The sequence below is a fragment of the Photorhabdus sp. RM96S genome (assembly GCF_042879335.1).
GTDB lineage: Bacteria > Pseudomonadota > Gammaproteobacteria > Enterobacterales > Enterobacteriaceae > Photorhabdus > Photorhabdus kayaii.
The window spans coordinates 1-22,880 of record NZ_JBHFKT010000017.1 but is presented as its reverse complement, the minus strand read 5'-3'; the positions used below and the strand labels follow the sequence as shown (position 1 = coordinate 22,880).

Sequence of the window (22,880 nt, the reverse complement as noted above, 5' to 3'; positions counted from 1 at the left end):
GAGTGGATTTGATTTTTCCGTACGGCCCAATGAGGCTGTTTCTAAACCGCCATTTAAGTAAGGCAGATAATTATGTTATCGACAATGGAAAAACAACTGAATGAATCCCAGCGTGATGCGTTGGTGACTGGCTATATGAATTTTGTGGCACCGACGCTGAAAGGCGTCAGTGGTCAGCCGGTGACGGTGGAAGACTTGTACGAATATTTGCTGATTGACCCGGAAGTGGCTGATGAGGTTGAGACCAGCCGAGTTGCTCAAGCGATTGCCAGCATACAGCAATATATGACTCGTTTGGTCAACGGCTCTGAACCGGGGCGCCAAGCAATGGAACCCTCTACCGCTAACGAATGGCGTGATAATGATAACCAATATGCTATTTGGGCTGCGGGGGCTGAGGTTCGAAATTACGCTGAGAACTACATTTCCCCCATCACCCGGCAGGAAAAAAGCCATTATTTCTCGGAGCTGGAGACCACGTTAAACCAGAACCGACTCGATCCGGACCGGGTGCAGGATGCTGTTTTGGCGTACCTCAATGAGTTTGAGGCAGTGAGTAATCTGTATGTGCTCAGTGGTTATATTAATCAGGATAAATTTGACCAAGCCATCTATTACTTTATTGGTCGCACTACCACTAAACCGTATCGCTACTACTGGCGTCAGATGGATTTGAGTAAAAACCGTCAGGACCCGGCGGGAAATCCGGTAACACCGAATTGTTGGAATGATTGGCAGGAAATTACCTTGCCGTTGTCTGGTGATACGGTGCTGGAGCATACAGTTCGCCCGGTATTTTATAACGACCGGCTGTATGTGGCTTGGGTTGAGCGTGACCCGGCAGTGCAAAAGGGAGACGACGGCAAAGATATCGGTAAGACCCATGCCTATAGCATAAAGTTTGGTTATAAACGCTATGATGATACTTGGACGGCGCCGAATACTACCACGTTGATGACGCGACAAAATGGAGATGGTGATCAGGATATATCACGCACTAGTTTGTCGATTGATGAAAATGACATTGTGCTACGAGATGTGAATTTGTTGGCTACCACCGACTTTAGTATTGATCCGACGGAGGAAACTGACAGTAACCCGTATGGCCGTCTGATGTTGGGGGTGTTTGTGCGCAATTTTACGGGAAGCCCATCTCAGAATCGCCCTACTGTGTATGGCTACTTGTATTGTGATTCAGCCTTTAATCGCCATATTCTCAGGCCATTGAGTAAGGATTTTTTGTTTAGTACCTATCGTGATGAAACAAATGATCAAAACTGCTTGCAATTCGCGGTATACGATAAAAAGTATGTGATCACTAAGGTTGTTCCGGGCAAGCCAACAGAAGATCCTGAAAATACGGGTTGGGTAAGTAAAATTGATGATCTGAAACCGGGTACCGCCGGTGCCTATGTGTATATCGATCAAGATGGTCTGACACTCCATATCCAAACCACGACTAATGGGGATTTTATTAACCGTCATACGTTTGGTTATGATGACAGAGAAAGCAATTCTACGTCTGGTTATGGCTTTTCATGGACAGGAAACGAGGGTTTTTACCTGGATTACGATGATGAAGACTATTACAGCTTCCATAATGCAGTAATTACCTATTATCCCCAGGGTTATGGTGGAGGGTCTACTCCTAATGGAACATGGGATATAAACCAGCCCGTTAATGATGCATGGAATTCCATATTCCTGCTTTATGGACACCATTCCGTTACTGTGAAAAATGGCGGTATCGCTTGGGTAGGGGATGATCCTAGCAGTTATAACCTGTATATTCCGGATGGTACACGTTTGGGGGATTGGGCCGGTGCAATAAATTACGCTATTAGCATTGATACCTTGATTGCCTTTTTTGCAGGCGCTGGTCATCTCACTTATATCAAAAACTTCAAGAAAATCGCCGATAACCGAAAATTCTATCAAGAAATCAATGTTGACACTGCGGATAACCGCAACCTGTTCAGACATTATGGTAGCCAAAATTTCCAACTTGCCAGCGGTGCAGCCTATTCTACAACTTATACTTTGTCCGAAGCGGATTTCTCCACTGATCCGGATAAAAACTACCTACAGGTTTGTTTGAATGTCGTGTGGGATCATTATGACCGCCCATCAGGGAGAAAAGGGGCCTATTCCTGGGTTAGTAAGTGGTTTAATGTGTATGTTGCGTTGCAAGACAGTAAAGCTCCGGATGCCATTCCGCGATTGATTTCCCGTTACGATAGCAAGCGTGGTTTGGTGCAATATTTAGACTTCTGGACCTCATCATTACCCGCGAAAACCCGTCTTAACACTACCTTTGTACGTACCTTGATTGAGAAAGCCAATTTGGGGTTGGATAGTTTGCTGGATTACACCTTGCAGGCGGATCCTTCGCTGGAGGCCGATCTGGTTACTGATGGCAAGAGTGAACCAATGGACTTTAACGGTTCAAACGGTCTCTATTTCTGGGAATTGTTCTTTCACTTGCCGTTTCTGGTTGCTACACGCTTTGCCAACGAACAGCAATTTTCGCCAGCACAAAAGAGTTTGCATTACATCTTTGATCCAGCGATGAAAAACAAGCCACATAATGCGCCGGCTTACTGGAATGTACGTCCGTTAGTTGAAGGACACAGCGATCTATCACGTCATTTAGGCGATCCTATCGATCCGGATACTCAGGCTTATGCCCATCCGGTGATATACCAGAAAGCAGTGTTTATCGCCTATGTCAGCAACCTGATTGCTCAGGGAGATATGTGGTATCGCCAGTTGACTCGTGATGGTTTGACTCAGGCTCGTGTCTATTACAATCTGGCCGCTGAATTGCTAGGGCCTCGGCCGGATGTATCGCTGAGTAGCACTTGGACGCCGCAAACCCTCGATACTTTGGCTGCCGGGCAAAAAACGGTTTTACGTGATTTTGAGCACCAGTTGGCTAACAGTAATACCGTTTTACCCGCATTACCGGGCAATAACATTAGCCACTTGAAACTGGCAGATAATGGCTATTTTAATGAACCGCTCAATGTTCTGATGTTGTCCCATTGGGATACGTTGGATGCACGGTTATACAATCTGCGTCATAACCTGACCGTTGATGGCAAGCCGCTTTCTCTGCCGCTGTATGCTGTGCCTGCTGATCCGGTAGCGCTGTTGGCTCAGCGTGCTCAATCCGGCACCTTAACGAATGGCGTCAGTGGTGCCATGTTGACGGTACCACCATACCGTTTCAGCGCTATGTTGCCGCGAGCTTACAGCGCCGTGGGGACGCTGACCGGTTTTGGTCAGAACCTGCTTAGCTTGTTGGAACGTAGCGAACGGGCCGGTCAAGAAGAGTTGGCGCAACAGCAACTGTTGGATATGTCCAGCTATGCCATCACGTTACAACAACAGGCGTTGGATGGATTGGCGGCGGATCGTCTGGCGCTGCAAGCCAGTCAGGCGACGGCGCAACAGCGTCATGACCATTATTACACCTTGTATCAGAACAACATCTCCAGCGCGGAACAACTGGTGATGGATACCCAAACGTCAGCACAATCCCTGATTTCTTCTTCCACCGGCGTACAAACTGCCAGTGGCGCGTTGAAAGTGATCCCGAATATCTTTGGTTTGGCTGATGGTGGCTCGCGCTATGAAGGGGTAACGGAAGCGATTGCCATCGGATTGATGGCTGCCGGTCAAGCTACCAGCGTGGTGGCCGAGCGTCTGGCAACCACGGAGAACTACCGTCGCCGCCGTGAAGAGTGGCAAATTCAATACCAACAGGCACAGTCTGAGGTCGACGCATTACAGAAACAGTTGGATGCGTTGGCAGTGCGCGAAAAAGCGGCTCAAACTTCCCTGCAACAGGCGAAGGCACAGCAGGTACAAATTCGAACCATGCTGACTTACCTGACCACTCGTTTCACCCAGGCGACTCTGTACCAGTGGCTGAGCGGTCAATTAGCCGCGTTGTACTATCAAGCGTACGACGCTGTGGTTTCTCTGTGTTTGTCCGCCCAGGCTTGTTGGCAGTATGAATTGGGTGATTACGTCGCCACTTTTATCCAGACCGGTACCTGGAATGACCATTATCGTGGTCTGCAAGTGGGGGAGACACTGCAACTTAACTTGCATCAGATGGAAGCGGCCTATTTGGCTCGTCATGAACGCCGTCTTAATGTGATCCGTACTGTGTCGCTCAAAAACTTATTGGGCGATGGTGGTTTCAATAAGTTAAAAACCGAAGGCAAAATCGACTTTCCATTAAGCGAAAAGCTGTTTGACAACGACTATCCGGGGCACTATTTGCGCCAGATTAAAACTGTGTCAGTAACACTGCCGACGTTGATCGGACCGTATCAAAATGTGAAGGCAACACTTACCCAGACCAGCAGTAGTACATTGTTAGCAGCAGATATCAATGGTGTTAAACGTCTCAATGATCCGACAGGTAAAGAGGGTGATGCGACGCATATTGTCACTAACCTGCGTGCCAGCCAGCAAGTGGCGCTCTCTTCTGGCATTAATGATGCCGGTAACTTTGAGCTGCGTCTGGAAGATGAGCGCTATCTATCGTTTGAGGGCACGGGTGCAGTCTCCAAATGGACGCTTACCTTTCCACGTTCAGTGGATGAACATATTGATGGCAACACATTGAAGGCGGATGAGATGCAGGCGTCACTGTTGGCGAATATGGATGATGTACTGGTGCAGGTACATTATACCGCTTGCGATGGCGGTGCCAGCTTCGCGAGCCAAGTCAAGAAAACACTCTTTTAAATTAACTTTTAACTAAGACTTCCCACTCTGGTAGCCAGAGTGGGAGAGGATCTGTCATACCTAAAATCAATCTTGCGATCTTTCTCCATTTCATTGGAAGGGAAGCTGTAAAACAAAATAGAAGGAATATGATATGAGTACGTCTGATACCACTCTTTATACTCAAACCCCAGCGGTCAGCGTGTTAGATAATCGCGGTCTGTCCATTCGTGATATCGGTTTTCACCGTATTGTAATCGGCGGGGATACTGATACCCGCGTCACCCGTTACCAGTATGATGTCCGTGGACACCTGAATCACAGCATTGACCCACGCTTGTATGATGCAAAACAGGCTGATAACTCGGTGAAGCCTAATTTTGTCTGGCAGCATGATTTGGTTGGTAATGCTTTGCGGATAGAGAGTATCGATGCTGGCCGTACTGTTGCATTAAATGATATTGAAGGTCGTCCGGTAATGACGATGAATGCGGCGGGTGTTCGTCAGACTCGTCGCTATGAAGGCAACACGTTGCCCGGTCGCTTGTTATCTGTGAGCGAACAAGTTTTTGATCAGGAAACTTCTCAAGTAACAGAGCGCTTTATCTGGGCTGAGAATACTACAGAGGAGAAAGAGTATAACCTCTCTGGCTTGTGTATACGCCACTATGACACAGCGGGCGTTACTAGGTTGATAAGTCAGTCACTGGCTGGGACTATTTTATCCCAATCTCACCAGTTGCTGGTTGAAGGGCAGGAGGTGAACTGGAGCGGTGACGATGAAACTGTTTGGCAGGGGATGCTGGCAAGTGAGGTTTATACGACACAAAGTACAACCAATGCCATAGGGGCTTTACTGACCCAAACCGATGCGAAAGGCAATATTCAGCGTCTGGCTTATGACATTGCCGGTCAGTTAAAAGGGAGTTGGTTGACCGTGAAAGGCCAGAATGAACAGGTGATTGTTAAGTCTCTGAGCTGGTCAGCCGCAGGTCATAAATTGCGTGAAGAGCATGGTAACGGCGTGATTACCGAGTACAGTTATGAACCGGAAACTCAACGTTTGATTGGTATTACCACCTTCCGTGCCGAAGAGAGTCAATCAGGAGCCAGAGTATTGCAGGATCTACGCTATGAGTATGATCCGGTGGGGAATGTCGTCAGTATCCATAATGATGCCGAAGCCACCCGCTTTTGGCGCAATCAAAAAGTGGAGCCTGAGAACCGTTATGTTTATGATTCTCTGTATCAGCTTATGAGTGCGACAGGGCGCGAAATGGCCAATATCGGCCAGCAAAGCAACCAACTTCCCTCACCCGCCATGCCTGTGCCTACAGACAACAACACTTATACCAATTACCTTCGTACCTATATTTATGACCGTGGCGGTAATTTGGTTCAGATCCGACACAGTTCACCCGCGACTCAAAATAGTTACACCACAGAGATGACCGTTTCAAGCCGCAGTAACCGGACGGTATTGAGTACATTAACGACAGATCCAACCCGAGTGGATGCGCTATTTGATTCCGGCGGTCATCAGAAAACGTTAATACCAGGACAAAATCTGGATTGGAATCTCCGTGGTGAATTGCAACGAGTAACCCCGGTGAGCCGCGAAAATAGCAGTGATAGTGAATGGTATCGTTATAGCAGTGATGGCGTGCGGCTGCTAAAAGTGAGTGAACAGCAGACGGGTAACAGCACTCAAGTACAACGGGTGACTTATCTTCCGGGATTAGAGCTGCGCATAACTGGAGTTGTAGATAAAACAACTCAAAATTTGCAGGTGATTACAGTCGGTGAAGCGGGTCGCGCACAGGTAAGGGTATTACACTGGGAAAGCGGTAAACCGGCAGATATCGATAACAATCAGGTGCGCTACAGTTACGATAATCTGCTCGGCTCCAGCCAGCTTGAACTGGATAGCGAAGGGCAGATTCTCAGTCAGGAAGAGTATTATCCGTATGGCGGCACCGCGCTATGGGCAGCGAAAAATCAGACAGAAGCCAGCTACAAATTTGTTCGTTACTCCGGTAAAGAGCGGGATGCCACCGGATTATATTATTACGGCTACCGCTATTATCAGCCTTGGGTGGGCCGATGGTTGAGTGTTGATCCGGCGGGAACCGTGGATGGGCTGAATTTGTACCGGATGGTGAGGAATAACCCCATCACATTGACTGACCATGACGGATTAGCACCGTCTCCGAACCGAAATCGGAATACATTTTGGTTTGCTTCATTTCTGTTTCGTAAACCTGATGAGGGAATGTCTGCGTCAATGAGACGGGGACAAAAAATTGGCAGAGCCATTGCCGGCGGGATTGCGATTGGGGGGCTTGCGGCTGCCATTGCCAGTACGGCTGGTGCGGCTATTCCCGTCATTCTGGGGGTTGCGGCCGTAGGCGCAGGGATTGGCGCATTGATGGGATATAACGTAGGTAGCCTTCTGGAAAAGGGTGGAGCATTACTTGCTCGACTCGTACAGGGAAAATCGACGTTAGTACAGTCAGCGGCGGGCGCGGCTGCCGGGGCGAGTTCAGCCGCGGCTTATGGTGCGCGGGCACAAGGTGTTGGTGTTGCATCAGCCGCCGGGGCGGTAACAGGGGCTGTGGGATCATGGATAAATAATGCTGACCGTGGGATAGGTGGCGCTATTGGGGCCGGGAGTGCGGTAGGCACCATTGATACCATGCTGGGGACTTCCTCTACCCTTACACATGAAATCGGGGCAGCGGCGGGTGGGGCTGCTGGTGGGATGATCACTGGTACGCAAGGGAGTACCAGAGCCGGGATTCATGCCGGTATTGGCACCTATTATGGCTCTTGGATTGGTTTTGGTTTAGATGTCGCCAGTAACCCCGCCGGACATTTAGCGAATTACGCGGTGGGTTATGCCGCGGGTTTGGGGGCGGAAATGGCGATCAACAGAGTAATAGGTGGCGGATTTTTGGGTAGGCTCTTAGGCCGGGCTGTCAGCCCATATGCCGCCGGTTTAGCCAGACAATTAGTACATTTCAGTGTAGCCAGACCTGTCTTTGAGCCTATATTTAGTGTTCTCGGCGGGCTTGCCGGTGGCATTGGAACTGGTCTGCACAGAGTGATGGGAAGAGACAGTTGGATTTCCAGAGGGCTAGGTGCTATCGGCAGTGGTATAGATAATATTGCTGGCATGATTGGTAATCAGATTAGAGGCAGGGTCCTGACCACCACAGGGATCGCCAATGCGATAGACTATGGAACCAGTGCGATAGGAGCTGCACGACGGGTTATTTCTTTGTAGTCAATATATTGTAGTAAACATTGCCAGAAATCTCCGTCCAATATTGGGCGGAGATTTCGAGTTAGGATGCGGTTACTTTAATATCAAAAACAATTTAATTTTTTAATGCGTTTATAATGCTCGTAGCTTGTTCTTTATCTTCTACCCCCATTCTGAATGAAGGACTTAAAGAAGTTTGAATAGTTGCCGTGACAAGATGAGTACCTTTAAATGATATTGTCATTTGGGTGCCGATGTTTTTATTGATTAAAGCATCAAAGTGAGCAAAACATTGTTTATCGTTTTTTATCGTTATCTCTATCTGGTCATTCCCCCCTTCATCTGGCCCTAAATAATCGATTTTATCGGTACAATCGTGAGTTAAGATAAAATTGCCACCGGATGAAAAGGCAAATTTCAATCCCTCTTCTGCTTGTGTTTGTCTGTTTGAGTTATGTTTACCGGAGCACCCGGTTATTACGGAGAGAAGTAACATAATAACAAATAAATTTTTCATGATTCCAACCCTGTTATATTGAATAATCACCTTCAATATAATCTATACCCGTTATCTTTCAAGTTGCCTCTTTGTTGTCTGCACTCGTTTTTTGAATTTCGTATCATCTGTTGCTCCATTTTACTTAATCATCATCAATTTCATGTTATCACCTGATGTTCTGCTCAGATCTTTAAGGTTTATTATCGCCTGAGAAGGTCAGCGTGAGTATTGCTCCCTGACAGTGAGACAAGTCTGTTTTATTGGAGAAGATTATGGTGAGTCATACATCCGATTATCGTACAGATGTCCGCATTGTGGCGCATATACCGCTTAATAGGTCTGATAGCAATAAATTGCATTTCAGAAAATTAACTGGCAGTGAATCCTTGTCGCAACTGTATCAGTTTAAAGTAGAGTTTCTTTGTCCATGTCATGATCTCGATATGAAGTCATTGTTGGGTAAAAGTATGGCTTTGGAGATCCCTCTAATACAGGGTGGTTCCCGTTTCCTACATGGTGATATTACCCGTATTGAATATGTCGGACATCATTTACAGGAAGAAAATGATAAGTTATATATTTTCACGCTGCATCCTTCGCTCTGGTATTTGACACAAAACCGTGACTGCCGTATTTGGCAGGGGCAGAGTGTGCCGGATATTATTGCCGGTCTGTTGGCAGAATATCATGTTAATATAGAGAATCGTCTTAGTAGCCATTATCGTCAATGGGAATATTGTGTCCAATATCAGGAAAGTACTTTTGACTTTATCAGTCGATTAATGGAACACGAAGGCATCTACTATTATTTCAGGCATCATGAAAAGGGACATACTTTAATTCTAGCTGACTCGCCAAATGCCCATCAGCCATTTAATGATGATTATGTCCAAATCCCCTATTTAGCAACACGACCCGGTGTGGTTGATCACCAGGAAGGTATTATGTGCTGGCGCACAGCACAGGAAATTACGCCACGAGTTTATACGCTGGATGATTATGATTTCCGTAAACCTCGGGCGCATTTATTGGAAATATGCAGTAATCCAGCATCATGTGCGGTTAATAAGGCTGATGTTTTTGAATGGCCGGGACGCTATATCGACAATCAGCATGGTCAGTTTTATGCGCAAGTTCGCCAACAGGGATTTGAAGCGCGGCAACAACAGATGTACGGCAAGGCAACAGCATGCGGATTAGCGCCGGGATGTACTTTTACTTTACAAAACAGCCCTTGTCCACCGGATACACAGCCCTTTCTGGTGACGCATGCGGAATATGAATTATATGACTGTACGTTGTATGACGAATTGGATGGGAGTTGTTGGGACCAAGGACCGTTCCGAGCCGCATTTCACGCAATACCCGCTAATGTTATTTGGCGTCCGCAACGGACAACGCTTTGGCCGAAAACCTATGGTCCACAAACGGCGGAAGTCGCTGGTCCGGCGGGGGAAAGTATCTGGACCGACAAATATGGTCGCGTCAAATTGAAATTCCGTTGGGACAGATATAGCCAGCCGGATGATAGAAGTTCTTGTTGGGTGCGGGTTTCTAGCAGTTGGGCTGGTTGGAAATATGGCAGCTTACAAATTCCACGTATTGGTGAAGAGGTAGTGGTTGATTTTATCAACGGCGATCCGGATCGCCCGTTGGTGACTGGGCGAGTTTACAATGAGGAGTGCATGCCACCCTGGCAGTTACCCAATGATGCAACCCGAATGGGGTTTATGAGCCGCAGTAAGAAAGGCGGAGTAGAAAATGCCAGTTTTCTGTTCCTCGAAGATGCGCCGGGACGTGAATCATTCACCATGCACGCCGAACGCGACATGAATATCTCCGTTGAGCACGATAAAAATATCACCGTTGATGGTGTCTTAGCTCAGGAGATAAAAGGCGAAACTCATCTCAAGCATCATGGTGTGTGTCATACCCTGAAAATGATGCCGGATATACAAACTTTCCAATTGGGGAAGACTGCGATTATCGGCGCCGGTGGACGCGCAGATTTTATTGCGGGTGGCAGGTATGAACGTATTCAAGGTAAATCAGAAACGCAGGTCAGCCAGAGTATTAACCAGCACGCGGGAGAAGATATCAGCCATCATGCCTTGGGTAATATTCTGTTCGATGCCGGCAAGCAGATCATCTATGGCGACAGCCTATATCTCAATCGAGAAAGCAACGATCCCAATAATCAGGCACAGCAGAAGCTGATGACATTGCAGACATTAACCCCTGAAGAAATAGCGGAACGGGCATCCTTCATCGCCACAGTCGTTCGAGAAGATGCACCTCGATTGGCAAAATGCCTTTGGCGGTCACTGTACCGCAGAAAACCCGTTGGGTAAGGGAGATGAACCTGTTACTCGTGAGGGGGTATTGTGGCACCCATTACCTAATGTTGAACATCCGGATCAACTGCTACATTCACTGCATCAGCGTGTGCAGCCAGCTAGTTTCTCCCCCCTTGATTTTAGCTGGCCGCAACGTAGTCGCATGATGGGAAAAAAATACGATAAGCAGTGGCTGGCGCATGAATTCCCCGGTTTTGCCCGCGATACAGATTGGCACCTGTTCAATATGGCCGGATCGGATCAATGGCTGAGCGGACAACCCTGTCTGCCGTCGGGCGCCACTTGGTGTATCTGGAATATGCATCCCACTCAAGCCGTACAACAGGGAACGTTACCTTGCTGGCAAGCACGCTGTTTTATCACGCGTCAGCGTGGTGGAGAAATGCGCTTTCAGGAGCTTCATTTACGTGCTACCACGGTATGGTTTATTCCTCATCGGGAACGTATGGCACTCATTTGGCACGGTGCTTGTCCAATTAATGAAGATGATGCAGTGGATGTGCATCAAATGCTGGTGGCGATGGAGTTGGCACAGGCTGAGCGGCCGGTTGCTCATTACCAACAGGTGATGGCGCAACGGGCAGAGAAAGAGAAGGGGGCGCTTTTTACCCTGCGAGAACAGGATTTGATGGATGAAAGCCTGATTGCGCCTTGGATAGATAATGACGTACAGGTTACCCCCAGTGCGCTGGCAGAGACGATGACAAGGCGTGAAACTTATTTGCGTCGGCGGCATCAGACGAGAAGTGAGAAGCAAGAGCAGGATATTAATCAACTGCTTGCAGAATTGCCTCAGAAAGAGGGAAAAGCGCTCACTGCCGATAAGTTACCGGAGCTGGTTGCCAGCTTGGAACGACAGGCAGAACGGATACAACAGCGGGTTCAGAAGAAAAGTGCTGCATATGCAGCGGCTGAACGTGCCAGTGCTTCCCCGACTGGCCCGGCGAGTTACTACCGTATGCTGGACTTGTTGCATAAACAGTCACAGAAAACACCGGAAGGCCAAACACCAGAGGTGTTGAAACGTACGCAGCGTAGTTTACATCAGATGTATTTGCTATCTGCGGATACACGTCCGCCGGCAGGCAGATTACAGGGTGAACAGGCTGAGGTGTTACGTCGTCATGTGATGGCTTGCATGGCAACAAAACGCGATCTCAGTGGGATGGATCTAACGGGTGCTGATCTTTCTGGTTTGGATCTGCGGCGAGCTAATCTACAGCATACTCTGTTGGAAAATGCCAATCTGGATAACTGCTGTTTAGATGAAGCTGATCTCAGTGAAGCCATGCTGGCTTATGCCTCATTGAATAACACTTCGCTAAATGCGGCTTGTCTGAATAATGCTTCCCTGACCGGAGCGAAGTGCCACAACGGTTATTTTATCGGGGCACGTCTTGGCGGTGTGTTGTTGGAACAGGCAGAACTGGTCATGTGTGATTTTTCCCAAGCTGCTCTAAGTGATATTACGTTACGTCAGTGTACGTTGCATCATTGTCGTTTCCCTCAGGCGCGGTTGGAAAACTGCCTGTTTATGGATCTCATACCGGAAGCGCTGGATTTTAGCCATGCCTATTTAACGCGTGTGACGGTCATCAATGGTGGCTTTACCGCAGTTCGTTTCAACCATGCGGTGATGGAAAGTTGTACTTTTCTAAACAGCGCGTTAGATCATGCTCAGTACCAGCATGCCCATTTAGACAGTTGCGTGTTTACCGGTACAACGCATATTCGTGCTGGTCTGTTTCAGCATGCGCGGCTGACCAGTTGTAATTTTCGTCTCATTCTGCTTGAAGCGGCTGACTTTTCAGAGGCGGTACTACAAAACTGTGATTTCAGCGAAGCGGATCTCAGTTTTGCGCAAATGAGCGCCGTCAATGGCCGTCATTCACTGTTTATTCGCACCTTATTGACCAATAGTCATTTGCAGGACGCTAATCTGATGGGCGCGTTACTGCAAAAATCCCATTTAGCGGGCGCGGATTTGCGTCGTGCCAATCTGTTTCGTGCCGATATTTCTCAATCCAGTGTTGATGTGAATACGCAATTGCAGGGGGCTTTGCTTGATCAGTGCAAAACCCTGCCATGTGCCGGAGGCAAATTGATATGAAAACCTTAACGCCGGAACAATTGAGCGCGCTGATTTCCCAAGGGGAAATCATTCAGGATGTATCTCTGACGAGTGAGTTGCTGGCAGAGAGGGATCTGGCTGGTATGGTGTTTGTTAATGTTACCTTTGAAGGCGTTGAGTTCCGTTGTTGCAGACTTGATGAGACCGTTTTTCAGCAGTGTCAGTTATCATATACCTCTTTTCAGGGGATGACGCTGAAAGGGTGTTCATTTCAGCAATGTAATTTGTCGCAAGCCTGCTTTGATCGCACTCATCTGGATAACTGTATATTTCACGATTGCCAACTGGAACAGTTCTCTTTGCAAGATGCTGCACTAAATTCTACCTATTTCATCTCTTGCCAGCTTAATCGTGCACGTTTTGTCAACAGCACACTTGATAAAGTCACTTTGTACGATAGTGATATTCATAACGGTACTGTACATAATTGCCATTGTCAGAGTTTGACTTTGTTCGGTATGGATCTACGCAACGTGACCTTTACAGGCAGCCGGTTTGAACGAGGGGTGTTTGCCCATTGTGATCTGCGCGAAGGGAAGTTTCAAGGGCTCACCTTTTTGGCTTGCCAATTTACTGATAATCCGTTGGATCGTGCCGATTTTCGGCAGGCGATACTGACGCAAAGCTGCTTTAAAGGCGCATCACTGCGTGGCGCCTGTTTAGATGAGATAGAGGCCGAAGGGGCGCTATTTATTGAAAGTGATTTACGTGAAGCGCAGTGCTGGCAGGCAAAAATCAATCATGGCCAGTTTATTGCGGCCTGTCTACATCAAGCAGATTTCTCCCACAGCATGTTAGTCCAGAGTCAATGGCGCTATGCGCAAGCGAATAGCTGCTCTTTTGTCGCCTGCGATTTGAGTTATGCCGATTTCAGTTGGGCGGATATCAGTCATGCGGATCTGCGCCAGGCGCGTTTTAAACGCACATTGATGCATCGGGCCTGTCAGCAGGGCAGTCGCTTTTCTGATCGTCGGGGGATTCTGGCGCGAGATGAGGCACTGTTTGCGGCAGAAACATGGAATGCGCGTGGTTAGCGCTTAACGGGATATCGGGATTTTTATTTATGAACGCAACGCAAAAATCATTTCTATTGGAGGTTAATCTTCCTCAACAGGCTGTCGGGCAAGTTGTTAATACTTTGTCAACAGGGGAAGTGGTCGTGGAGTATCAGCAGCGTGGCTGGCAATGTGGTGTCGCCATCAGTTGTTTGTTAATACCGCAAATCGGTGATGAGGTGCTGATTCATGGTGATGATAACCATCGGCTATGGGTGCTGGCGGTGTTAAGTCGGGCAGATGAACAGCAACCGGTGACGCTCACTGTTCCGGGAGATTTGCATATTGCTCCGCAAGGAGAATTGATGCTCCACAGTGCTGAACAGATCACTATTGATAGTCAATCTGTGCAGATTAGTGCGCAACAGAGTGATTGCCATATCACCCATATGCGTTACAGCGGTGATGAATTGACGGCTTGGGTCAATGTGGCCTGTCTGCTTGGCCGGCGTGTGGAAGCATTGTGGAAAACCGTGGTTCAAATCAGCCAGCGCGTATTGCGTAAGGTCGAACAGGCAGAGCATGTACGTGTTGGGCAACTGGATTGTCAGGCCCGCGATTATGTACGCTTACATGCACGTAATACCATCATTACGTCGCAGGCAGTGACAAAAGTGGATTCTGAACAGATTCATATGGGTTAAATAATGAGCAAAATACCAGAGAAAAACGCCGAGGTATGCCGTTCTCCTGCAATCTATGGCGGTTATCAGACTTGTCCTATGTTGCTTGAGCGTCTGACTGAGAATAGCAATGATGGGGAACAGGTATCATTTGGTAATAGCGCTCAACAGCTTCGTCTTTCGGTACTGCATAATTTGCAGGCTCTGCTTAACTGCGATCATTACTCCTCTGGAGTCGATCTTTCATCCTGGCCGCATGTTAGTACCAGTACGTTAAATTTTGGCATCCGGGCGCTGGCCGGAAAGTTTATTTCTCAGGTGAACTGGGAAAGTATTGAGTACGCGATACGTGAAGCCATTATCCATTTTGAACCGCGCATTATTCCGCAGGAATTAATCATCACGGGAATGCGGGGTGATCAGCAACTGAATGCTCACAATATTCTCTGTTTTGAAATCCGAGGACATCTGTTGGGTTTTTCTCGCCCATTAGCCTTCACTTTCAGTAGCCATGTTGATCTGGAAAACGGGCATTTTGAGCTGGTGGATGGAGGGTAAATCATGAATGAAAAATTACTGGAGTATTACAATCGCGAGTTGGCATGGCTGCGTGAAATGGGAGATGAATTTGCCCGTTATTATCCTGGCATTGCCGGGCGGTTAGGGATGCAGGGCAATGACATTACCGATCCTTACGTTGAGCGTTTGCTGGAGGGCGTTGCTTTTTTGACTTCGCGTATTCAACTCAAGATGGATGCTGAATTTCCTCGTTTCTCTGCCCAGTTGCTAGAAGCGCTTTATCCTAACTATCTTGCTGGCTTGCCTTCAATGGCAATTGTTGAATTACAACCAGATCCCACTAAGGGGGATTTGAGTAAAGGTTTTCTTGTGCCGCGTAGTTCATTGATGGAAAGTCAGGCACTGAAAAAGAAAGGGATCAGTTGCCGCTATCGTACCGCGCAGGATGTGACTTTGCAGCCGTTGCGTTTATTACAGGTGGAATTGGGGGGCGTATCCGCGGATATTCCTTTTTCTGCCCATGGCGGTGCTGAGGCGCAGGGCACTTTGCGTATTCAGTTATCGTGCTTTGACAATGTGTCATTGGGTGAATTGCAATGTGATGCGTTGATGTTCTACCTCAGTGGCGGTGATATTCCCGCTTTACAACTATTAGAGTTACTGATGGTGCATTGTCAGGGGGTATTGTGCCAAATCCCCGGCAGTACTGTACAACGGTTATTGTTGCCTCCTCAGTCGCTGCGTCATGAGGGGGTTACTGCCGAGCAGGCGTTGTTGCCCGTTGATTTGCGTAATGTCGAAGCGTATCGCCTGTTGCAGGAATATTTTGCCTTTCCGGCCCGTTTCCAGTTTTTCAGCATCAGTGGCTTGCAGCCGTTGCTGGCGCAGGCCGGTAAACAACAGCGATTGGAAATTCAGATCCTGCTGGATGTACGTTCGCCACAGTTGGAAAAGGTGGTGGATGTTAGCCACTTGGCTCTACATTGTACCCCTGCTATCAATCTTTTTCCCCGTACCGCTGAACCGATGACGCTCAATGAACAGCAACATGAATACCATGTTGTGGTCGATAATATGCGTCCGCTTGATTATGAGGTTTTTTCTGTCACAGCATTACGTGGTATTGGTACTCAGCATGACAGCGACGACTATATTTTCCATCCTCTTTATCGCACCCAATGTAGTGATGCGTTAGTTAATGCGGGGTATTTTTCTATCCGCCGTGAATCGCGTCTGTTGCCACAACATGTGAACCGTTATGGCATGCGTTCTGATTATCTTGGCAGTGAGGTCTATCTCTCTTTGGCTGATGAGCATCATCCGCCTTGGCGCAGCGATTTGAAATATCTCAGTGCGGAAGTTCTGTGTACCAACCGTGATCTACCTTTATTACTGCAACGACAGGCGCAAGAGGGGCTGGTGATGCAGGATTCAGTTCCCGTTGCTGCTGTGCGGTTGCGTAAAGGCCCTACTGAACCTCGTCCGGCATTGGCAGAGAGTAGTGCCTGCTGGCAGTTGATCAATCAATTACAGTTCAATTATTTCAGCTTGCAGAATTGCGCCACTGAACAAGGTGAAGCGGAATTACGGCGGTTATTACGTTTTCATGCCAGTCAGGTTCACCTTATCCACTGGGGCGTTCACCTTTACTGCATTATGAACCCTTACGTTTGGGGCAACAGCCAGCATTATGCTTTGCGCCAGCAGAAATTGCGGCCATCGTCCCTTATCCAGATGGCACTTGTTATCAGATTAATATCAATAAATTTGGCCTGTTTGGCCCGAATGGGCCTCTGCCTTTACATGTCACCGAGTTTGCCTGGCAACGTCAGAAGCAACATAAAGATCATGCGTTGAGTGCCTTTTTCAATCTGTTTCAGCACCGTCTAATCACTCTGTTTTGGCGTGCATGGGCGGATGCTCAACCTTGCCTCTCTTTTGATCGCAGTGATAACCGCCGCTTCGATTATTTTTTTGCCAGCCTGATCGGCAGGGGCCATTGCCTCCGGCACCAGCGGACACACCACTATATGGTGGGGCATCTGACCCGCCAGTCGCGTAACAAAGATGGCCTGTTGTGTCTGCTACGTTACCACTTTGGCTTGCCGGTGACATTGCATGAAAACCAGTTTCATTGGTTGACGATAAAGCGTGATGATCAGTTGCGGTTGCACAATGGTCATGCTGGTGCTCGGTTAGGCAGTACTACTCGTCTCGGTATTGCGGTGGCTGATGTGCAATATGCATTTTGTCTGGAACTTGGGCCGCTCTCTTGGCTGGTATATCAGCGTTTCTTACCGGCTTCACGGTTTGCAACATCCTGTTGTGATGAGCTGCGGCAATTGTGTGACTGGGTTCGGTGTTATGTCGGCCTTGAATATGCCTGGAAGCTCAGAGTTACGCTGGATTATCAACATTATCAAGGATGTTCGCTAGGAAGCGCTCAGTCTCTAGGGCAGAGCTGCTGGCTAGGGCTGAATATCCACCATCACGATCGCAGTGATTTCTGTTTTAGCCCAGATAACCCTGCGCAGTCATAGCAGACTGTACTTGTTTTCTTTATCTACCAATATGGACGAGGATGTTATGTTGGATATCAATCGCCAGTCACTGTTTAATAAACTGAATGCGCCGTTATTTCGAGCTTTGGACAGAGCCAGCACGTTTTGTAAATTGCGGGGCAATCCTTATGTGGAACTGGCGCACTGGTTGCATCAACTGATGCAGCAGGCAGCGGGTGATCTGCAACAGATCATGGGCTATTTTGCGCTGGATGAACAGCAAATGGCGCTGGATATTGTACAAGCGCTGGATACATTACCGCGTGGAGCCAGCGCGATTTCCGATCTCTCTACCCATATTGATGAAGCCGTGGAACGGGCTTGGGTATGTAGTTCTGTGACCTTTGCGGCAAGTGAGATCCGAGGGGCGCATCTATTGCTGGCACTGTTAACCACCTTTAATCTACGCCAACATCTATTGGCGATTTCTGCTCAGTTTGCTCAGATTAATGCGGAGAGTCTGGCACAGGATTTTACCCATATCCTGTGCGACAGTACGGAAAACAGCCTAATGAAAACCGCAGCGGCAGAGAGTGGGGAGAAGCAGTTTGCGTCCGACAGTGCGCTGCAATGTTATGCACAGGATATGACCGCACTGGCGCGAGCTGGACAAATTGATCCGGTCGTCGGACGGGATAAAGAGATCCGCCAACTGATTGATATTTTGTTACGTCGTCGGCAAAACAATCCGTTGATTACTGGTGAGGCGGGAGTGGGTAAAACGGCGCTGGTAGAAGGGTTGGCGCTACGGATTGCATCGGGTGATTTACCACCGTCATTGTGCCATGTTCAGCTCTGGTCGTTGGATATTGGCCGTTTAGAGGCAGGGGCCGGCATGAAGGGAGAATTTGAAGCACGTTTGCAGGCGGTGATTAACGAGGTTCAACAAAGCCCAGTTCCCATTATTCTATTTATTGACGAGATTCACATGCTAATTGGCGCCGGTGGCGCACAAGGAATAGGTGACGCGGCGAACCTGTTGAAGCCGGCTCTGGCGCGTGGACAGTTGCGTACTATTGGGGCGACCACTTGGGCAGAATACAAAAAGCACATTGAAAAAGATCCGGCGTTGACGCGACGTTTTCAGGTGTTGCAGGTTGCACAGCCGGACGAAGCATTAGCTTTACAGATGGTACGTAGCCTGTCCAGACAACTGGAGCGACATCATGGCGTGTTATTGCTGGATGAAGCGTTAGAAGCTGCGGTATCGCTCTCTCATCGTTATATTCCGGCCCGCCAGTTGCCCGATAAAGCAATAGCGCTGCTTGATACCACTTGCGCGCGGGTAGCGGTCAGTCAGCACAGCCAGCCGGCGGTATTGGAAGATTACCGCCGTCAGCTTGATGCACTTCAGATTGAATATGAGATTGTTTGCCGTGAACAGCAACTGGGTGGCGATGGCGATCATAGTGCACGTTTAGCACAGCTTGATGATCAACGTCATGAATTGCAGGCAGAGCAGCAGGTTGCACAGCGTTGGCAGGATGAAATGCGGTTGGCTCAGCAGATTATCAGCTTATGCCAGCAACTCATTGCTGATGATGAAATGTCGGCAGATGATGCGCCGCGTTTGTCTTGGCAGACACAATTACAGAATTGCCGACAACAATTGAGTTTATTGCAGGGGGAACAGCCATTAATTACGGTCGCAGTGGATGCCCACAGTGTTGCAGCCGTGGTTGCGGATTGGACTGGAATTCCTCTTGGCCTGATGGTGAAAAATGAAATCAGCATTGTCCAGAATTTGGAACATAGCTTGGAGCAACGGGTTATTGGTCAGCAACATGCGTTAAGTATCATCAGTGAACGGGTACGTACGGCGCGTGCACACTTGGGTGATCCCAATAAGCCGGTGGGGGTATTTCTGTTATGTGGCCCTTCTGGGGTAGGGAAAACCGAAACAGCGTTGGCATTGGCTGAAAATCTGTATGGTGGTGAGCAGAATCTGATCACTATCAACATGAGTGAGTTTCAGGAGTCACACAGTGTATCAACGTTGAAAGGGGCGCCGCCGGGATATGTTGGTTATGGTGAAGGTGGCGTGCTGACGGAGGCTGTTCGACGGCATCCATACAGTTTGGTGTTACTGGATGAGGTGGAAAAAGCACATCCTGATGTACATGAGCTGTTTTTTCAGGTGTTCGATAAAGGCTGGATGGAAGATGGAGAAGGTTGTCGCATTGATTTCCGCAATACGTTAATCATACTGACCTCGAATGTGGGTAGTCAGGAGGTTATCAGTGCCTGTACCCGGCAGGATGGTTTGCTGGATGTGGAAATGTTGACGCAGCAGTTACGTCAACCGCTGCTACGGATATTTCCTGCCGCTCTACTTGGCCGTCTGACGGTCATTCCTTTCTTGTCATTGAGTGATGAAATGCTGGAAAAGATTGTACAATTGCAATTGACGAGGGTAGCCCAACGCCTGTGGGAAAATTATGGTATTGAAGCGCAATTTGATCGCCGAGTGACACAACAGATTATGGCTTGTTGTATGGAACAGGAATCTGGTGCTCGCAGGATTGATTCCATTATTACTAATATTTTATTGCCGCAGATGAGTCGTAAATTGCTGACGGCAACGATGGAGAATCAACGTTATTCGCAATTGAAAGTCGCTTGGGAGAATGCGGCATTTCAGTGTTATTTTTGTTGAGATTGCCATATGTGCATAAAAACTTAAGCCTATATATCCGTTATCTTTCAAATTGCCTCTTTGTTGGCTGCACTCGTTCACCCCGGTCACATCGTTCGCTATGCTCCCGGGGATTTGCTCCCTTGCTATCGCGATGCATCTTGAAATCCATAGGGTATAATACAGTTAGAAAACTGATGAGAAACTTACCTGAACCAATATATCGGCTGAGATCTTTTCAAAGGTTGCAAAACAGGTTTTAAAGTCGTGGGGTTGTTGATTGTAAACCATGGAGCTACATAAGCCTCAAAGCGTTGAGCGTACTTTTTATTGTTTTTTAGTTGTATTTTTCATTTATTACTTTAATAATTTATTATATATAAGTGAGATGATTAATTTTCATAGAAAATGATCTGTTGAGAAAAATAGTTGTGAGCTATGGTGAGCAATTGCATCACGAGCAAATTTGAAGTTAATAGTGATATTGGTTTGGCGGGCTAAAATAATGAGTAGGAAAACTGTGTATATTGAGCTGATAGAATTTTTGGGTAGTGAATATTGAGATCAACCTGTCTGTTATATAATCCATTATTACGCAAAGTGCTAACCCAGAAGTCGGCACTTTGTTATTAACTGGTTTATACCCGTTATCTTTCTCCAAAAGTTCTTTGGTTTTGTTATTAATCATCACTGCTGTCGAAAACAGCATTTAATTTTTGTTGGTAAACGCTAAGGAAAAAAGCGTTGAATAACGTTGACGATTGTTGGCGTATCTCTTCGGTGGTTTGTTGATAACGGTCAGTAAAGTTATCCCATAACCTTGCTTTACGGTGTTGTGTGTTATTCAGGGGCCAGAAGTGGGCTGCCGGGACACTGTTTTCGTCGTAGGACGGATCAAAGCGATTTATTATGGTGTTAAGACAATAGAAAAGTGCTTCTTTCATTGCCTGTTCATGTCCGCCTAACATGGGGTATGTTTGTGGTGTGGTCATGTCGTTGGTTGTAGATGCGGAGGGTTCTGTTTTGAATAGGCATAATGGATCGAGTTGTTTTATCTGCTCTTCCCATAGCTGTAGCGGTGTGGTAGAGCGGTAGGTATTTGGCTGAAACAGGGCATGACTGTTGGTGCGTTGGCATTGAGTGGTAAAGAGTTCTATTGGATCAATAGGGCGGGTAGCGAGTTGATCAAGAGTTTGCAGGATCTCTGTTTCTGGTGACGAAAAATTGGCCGCAGAGAGTTGATCACTCGCTTTTTGGTTTTCTTTGGCGGGTAATGTTGTATTTAATTCATCCCATACCGCCTCAGAAAGATCGGCTTTTGTTATTTCCTGTTTGACGGAATGATATTTTTCCATTTCTATTTCGTTCACAGTTAGATAATAATCACCAATTTTTAGCTTATTATTTTCTTGCAGAGATGCGGTTTCTCCACGCGCTAATGGAATATTGTTAATCATCATGAAGGCCTTTCCAATATTAGTAATAGTGCAGACACCTTGGGCAGAAATATTTATACTGGCTTGTAATGCCGAAATACAACTATTTAGATCTGGCAACACAAAATGATTATTTTCGCTGGTGCCGATAGTTCCTCCGGGAGGATAAAAAATATGACTGCTATTGGCTGCCATATTGCCTGATGGAGGATTGATAAGGGTTATTTTCATAACAACGTTGCTTATTATATTGAGTAATAATTTACCCTTCCGCCACGAAAAAGGGATGCAGCATCCTAAAGGATACGAACATAGCGTATTCCGGGCGGAAGGTTATTTTTTACTGATTTAGTTATCAGTGCGTGTTTTCTTATTTACTGGTGTTCTTTTGGGTATCCCAATTAAATTCTACATCGGCACCACTTTTTCCTTGGTTATCTTGTTCTTTATAAACCACTTTGGCGATATTTGGTGAAAAGCTGTATTTCACGCCAATAGTGCCGGGTATAATGGCTGTTGAACCTTCTGTTAAGTGTGGAATATCGCGGTTAAAGTCAACCAGTTCAATGCTGTCAAGCAATGCACTACCAAGCGTAATCGTGGTGAACTCTTGTTGTTCGCCTCCTGCTTTACGCATGGTTAGCTTTACTTCCGGCAGATGAACGCCTTGTGCTAATTTCTGCATTAACGTTGGCATTGCCTTATCCATCCGGGCATAGACCACCAGAGAGTGTACTTTGGCGCGTCCGCTGCCACCACCACCGCCACTACCGGTTTCTACTGGTTGTGATAGTTTCCATTCAAAGGTATGCACATCAATACCGTTAGGATGATTGCTATCTTTACATTCACCGGAGACATCTTTGATATCCAAATAGATGCTGTTGTTCATGATCACATTCCTTATTTAGTCATTTTCAGAATTAACCACCACTCTGTTTTAGAGCTGTCTCTTGATCAGATCTCCAAATCAACTGATTTAGCCAGCAAATAGCCGTCTATCAGGGTTTGCAGCCGAAACCAACCTTCCCAAAGTCGTTCCCATCCGACTCGACC

General features: G+C 47.3%; 12 protein-coding genes and 1 pseudogene. 10 read left to right on the top strand and 3 right to left on the bottom strand.

Features of this window, described 5'->3' with window-relative positions; translation table 11 throughout:
* Positions 1 to 72 precede the first annotated feature (72 nt).
* Together tccB and tccC are read left to right on the top strand one after the other, a co-directional pair.
* Positions 73 to 4,764 carry an insecticidal toxin complex protein TccB gene (gene tccB, locus ACGF49_RS11840; protein ID WP_271859590.1) on the top strand — a complete coding sequence of 1,564 codons (4,692 nt, stop codon included), beginning with the start codon at positions 73 to 75 and terminating at the stop codon, positions 4,762 to 4,764.
* 133 nt (positions 4,765 to 4,897) lie between these two features.
* Positions 4,898 to 8,029 carry an insecticidal toxin complex protein TccC gene (tccC, locus tag ACGF49_RS11835; protein ID WP_387491088.1) on the top strand — a complete coding sequence of 1,044 codons (3,132 nt, stop codon included), beginning with the start codon at positions 4,898 to 4,900 and terminating at the stop codon, positions 8,027 to 8,029.
* A 94-nt stretch (positions 8,030 to 8,123) separates the two neighbouring features.
* Here tccC and ACGF49_RS11830 read toward each other — a convergent pair whose 3' ends face one another.
* Positions 8,124 to 8,525, bottom strand: a complete 402-nt coding sequence (locus tag ACGF49_RS11830; RefSeq protein WP_113043485.1) for a hypothetical protein — start codon at positions 8,523 to 8,525, stop codon at positions 8,124 to 8,126.
* A gap of 257 nt (positions 8,526 to 8,782) precedes the next feature.
* Between ACGF49_RS11830 and ACGF49_RS11825 the strand changes: the two genes are divergently transcribed.
* The 8 genes and pseudogenes from ACGF49_RS11825 (at position 8,783) to tssH (ending at position 20,409) form a co-directional block, all read left to right on the top strand.
* Positions 8,783 to 10,858: a type VI secretion system Vgr family protein gene (locus ACGF49_RS11825; RefSeq protein ID WP_205068571.1), complete on the top strand. Its 2,076-nt coding sequence runs from the start codon at positions 8,783 to 8,785 to the stop codon at positions 10,856 to 10,858.
* Positions 10,797 to 12,974 carry a DUF2169 domain-containing protein gene (locus ACGF49_RS11820; RefSeq protein ID WP_387491084.1) on the top strand — a complete coding sequence of 726 codons (2,178 nt, stop codon included), beginning with the start codon at positions 10,797 to 10,799 and terminating at the stop codon, positions 12,972 to 12,974. The genes ACGF49_RS11825 and ACGF49_RS11820 overlap by 62 nt, the downstream gene beginning before the upstream one ends.
* Positions 12,971 to 14,029 (top strand): pentapeptide repeat-containing protein, encoded by a 1,059-nt coding sequence (locus ACGF49_RS11815; RefSeq protein WP_387491081.1) that lies wholly within the window; start codon positions 12,971 to 12,973, stop codon positions 14,027 to 14,029. Before ACGF49_RS11820 ends, ACGF49_RS11815 begins: the two co-directional genes overlap by 4 nt.
* Positions 14,030 to 14,058: 29 nt before the next feature.
* Positions 14,059 to 14,694, top strand: a complete 636-nt coding sequence (locus ACGF49_RS11810; protein ID WP_262978295.1) for a DUF3540 domain-containing protein — start codon at positions 14,059 to 14,061, stop codon at positions 14,692 to 14,694.
* A 3-nt stretch (positions 14,695 to 14,697) separates the two neighbouring features.
* On the top strand, positions 14,698 to 15,231 hold the full coding sequence (gene tssE / locus ACGF49_RS11805; protein ID WP_113043480.1) for a type VI secretion system baseplate subunit TssE: 534 nt from the start codon (positions 14,698 to 14,700) through the stop codon (positions 15,229 to 15,231).
* A gap of 3 nt (positions 15,232 to 15,234) precedes the next feature.
* A pseudogene (gene tssF, locus ACGF49_RS11800) lies at positions 15,235 to 16,806 on the top strand (type VI secretion system baseplate subunit TssF); the annotation flags it as partial.
* Between the two features lie 56 nt (positions 16,807 to 16,862).
* Entirely contained in the window at positions 16,863 to 17,732 is an 870-nt protein-coding gene (gene tssG / locus ACGF49_RS11795; RefSeq protein WP_387491077.1) for a type VI secretion system baseplate subunit TssG, read from the top strand.
* 46 nt (positions 17,733 to 17,778) lie between these two features.
* Complete coding sequence (gene tssH / locus ACGF49_RS11790) at positions 17,779 to 20,409, top strand: type VI secretion system ATPase TssH (protein WP_113043477.1); 2,631 nt, start codon at positions 17,779 to 17,781, stop codon at positions 20,407 to 20,409.
* A 659-nt stretch (positions 20,410 to 21,068) separates the two neighbouring features.
* Here the strand turns inward: tssH and ACGF49_RS11785 are convergent.
* Both ACGF49_RS11785 and ACGF49_RS11780 read right to left on the bottom strand, forming a co-directional pair.
* Positions 21,069 to 22,055, bottom strand: coding sequence for a type VI secretion system-associated FHA domain protein (locus ACGF49_RS11785; protein WP_387491074.1), 987 nt, complete (start codon positions 22,053 to 22,055; stop codon positions 21,069 to 21,071).
* A 139-nt stretch (positions 22,056 to 22,194) separates the two neighbouring features.
* A complete protein-coding gene (locus ACGF49_RS11780; protein ID WP_387491072.1) occupies positions 22,195 to 22,716 on the bottom strand; it encodes an Hcp family type VI secretion system effector in 522 nt (173 codons plus the stop codon).
* Positions 22,717 to 22,880 lie beyond the last annotated feature (164 nt).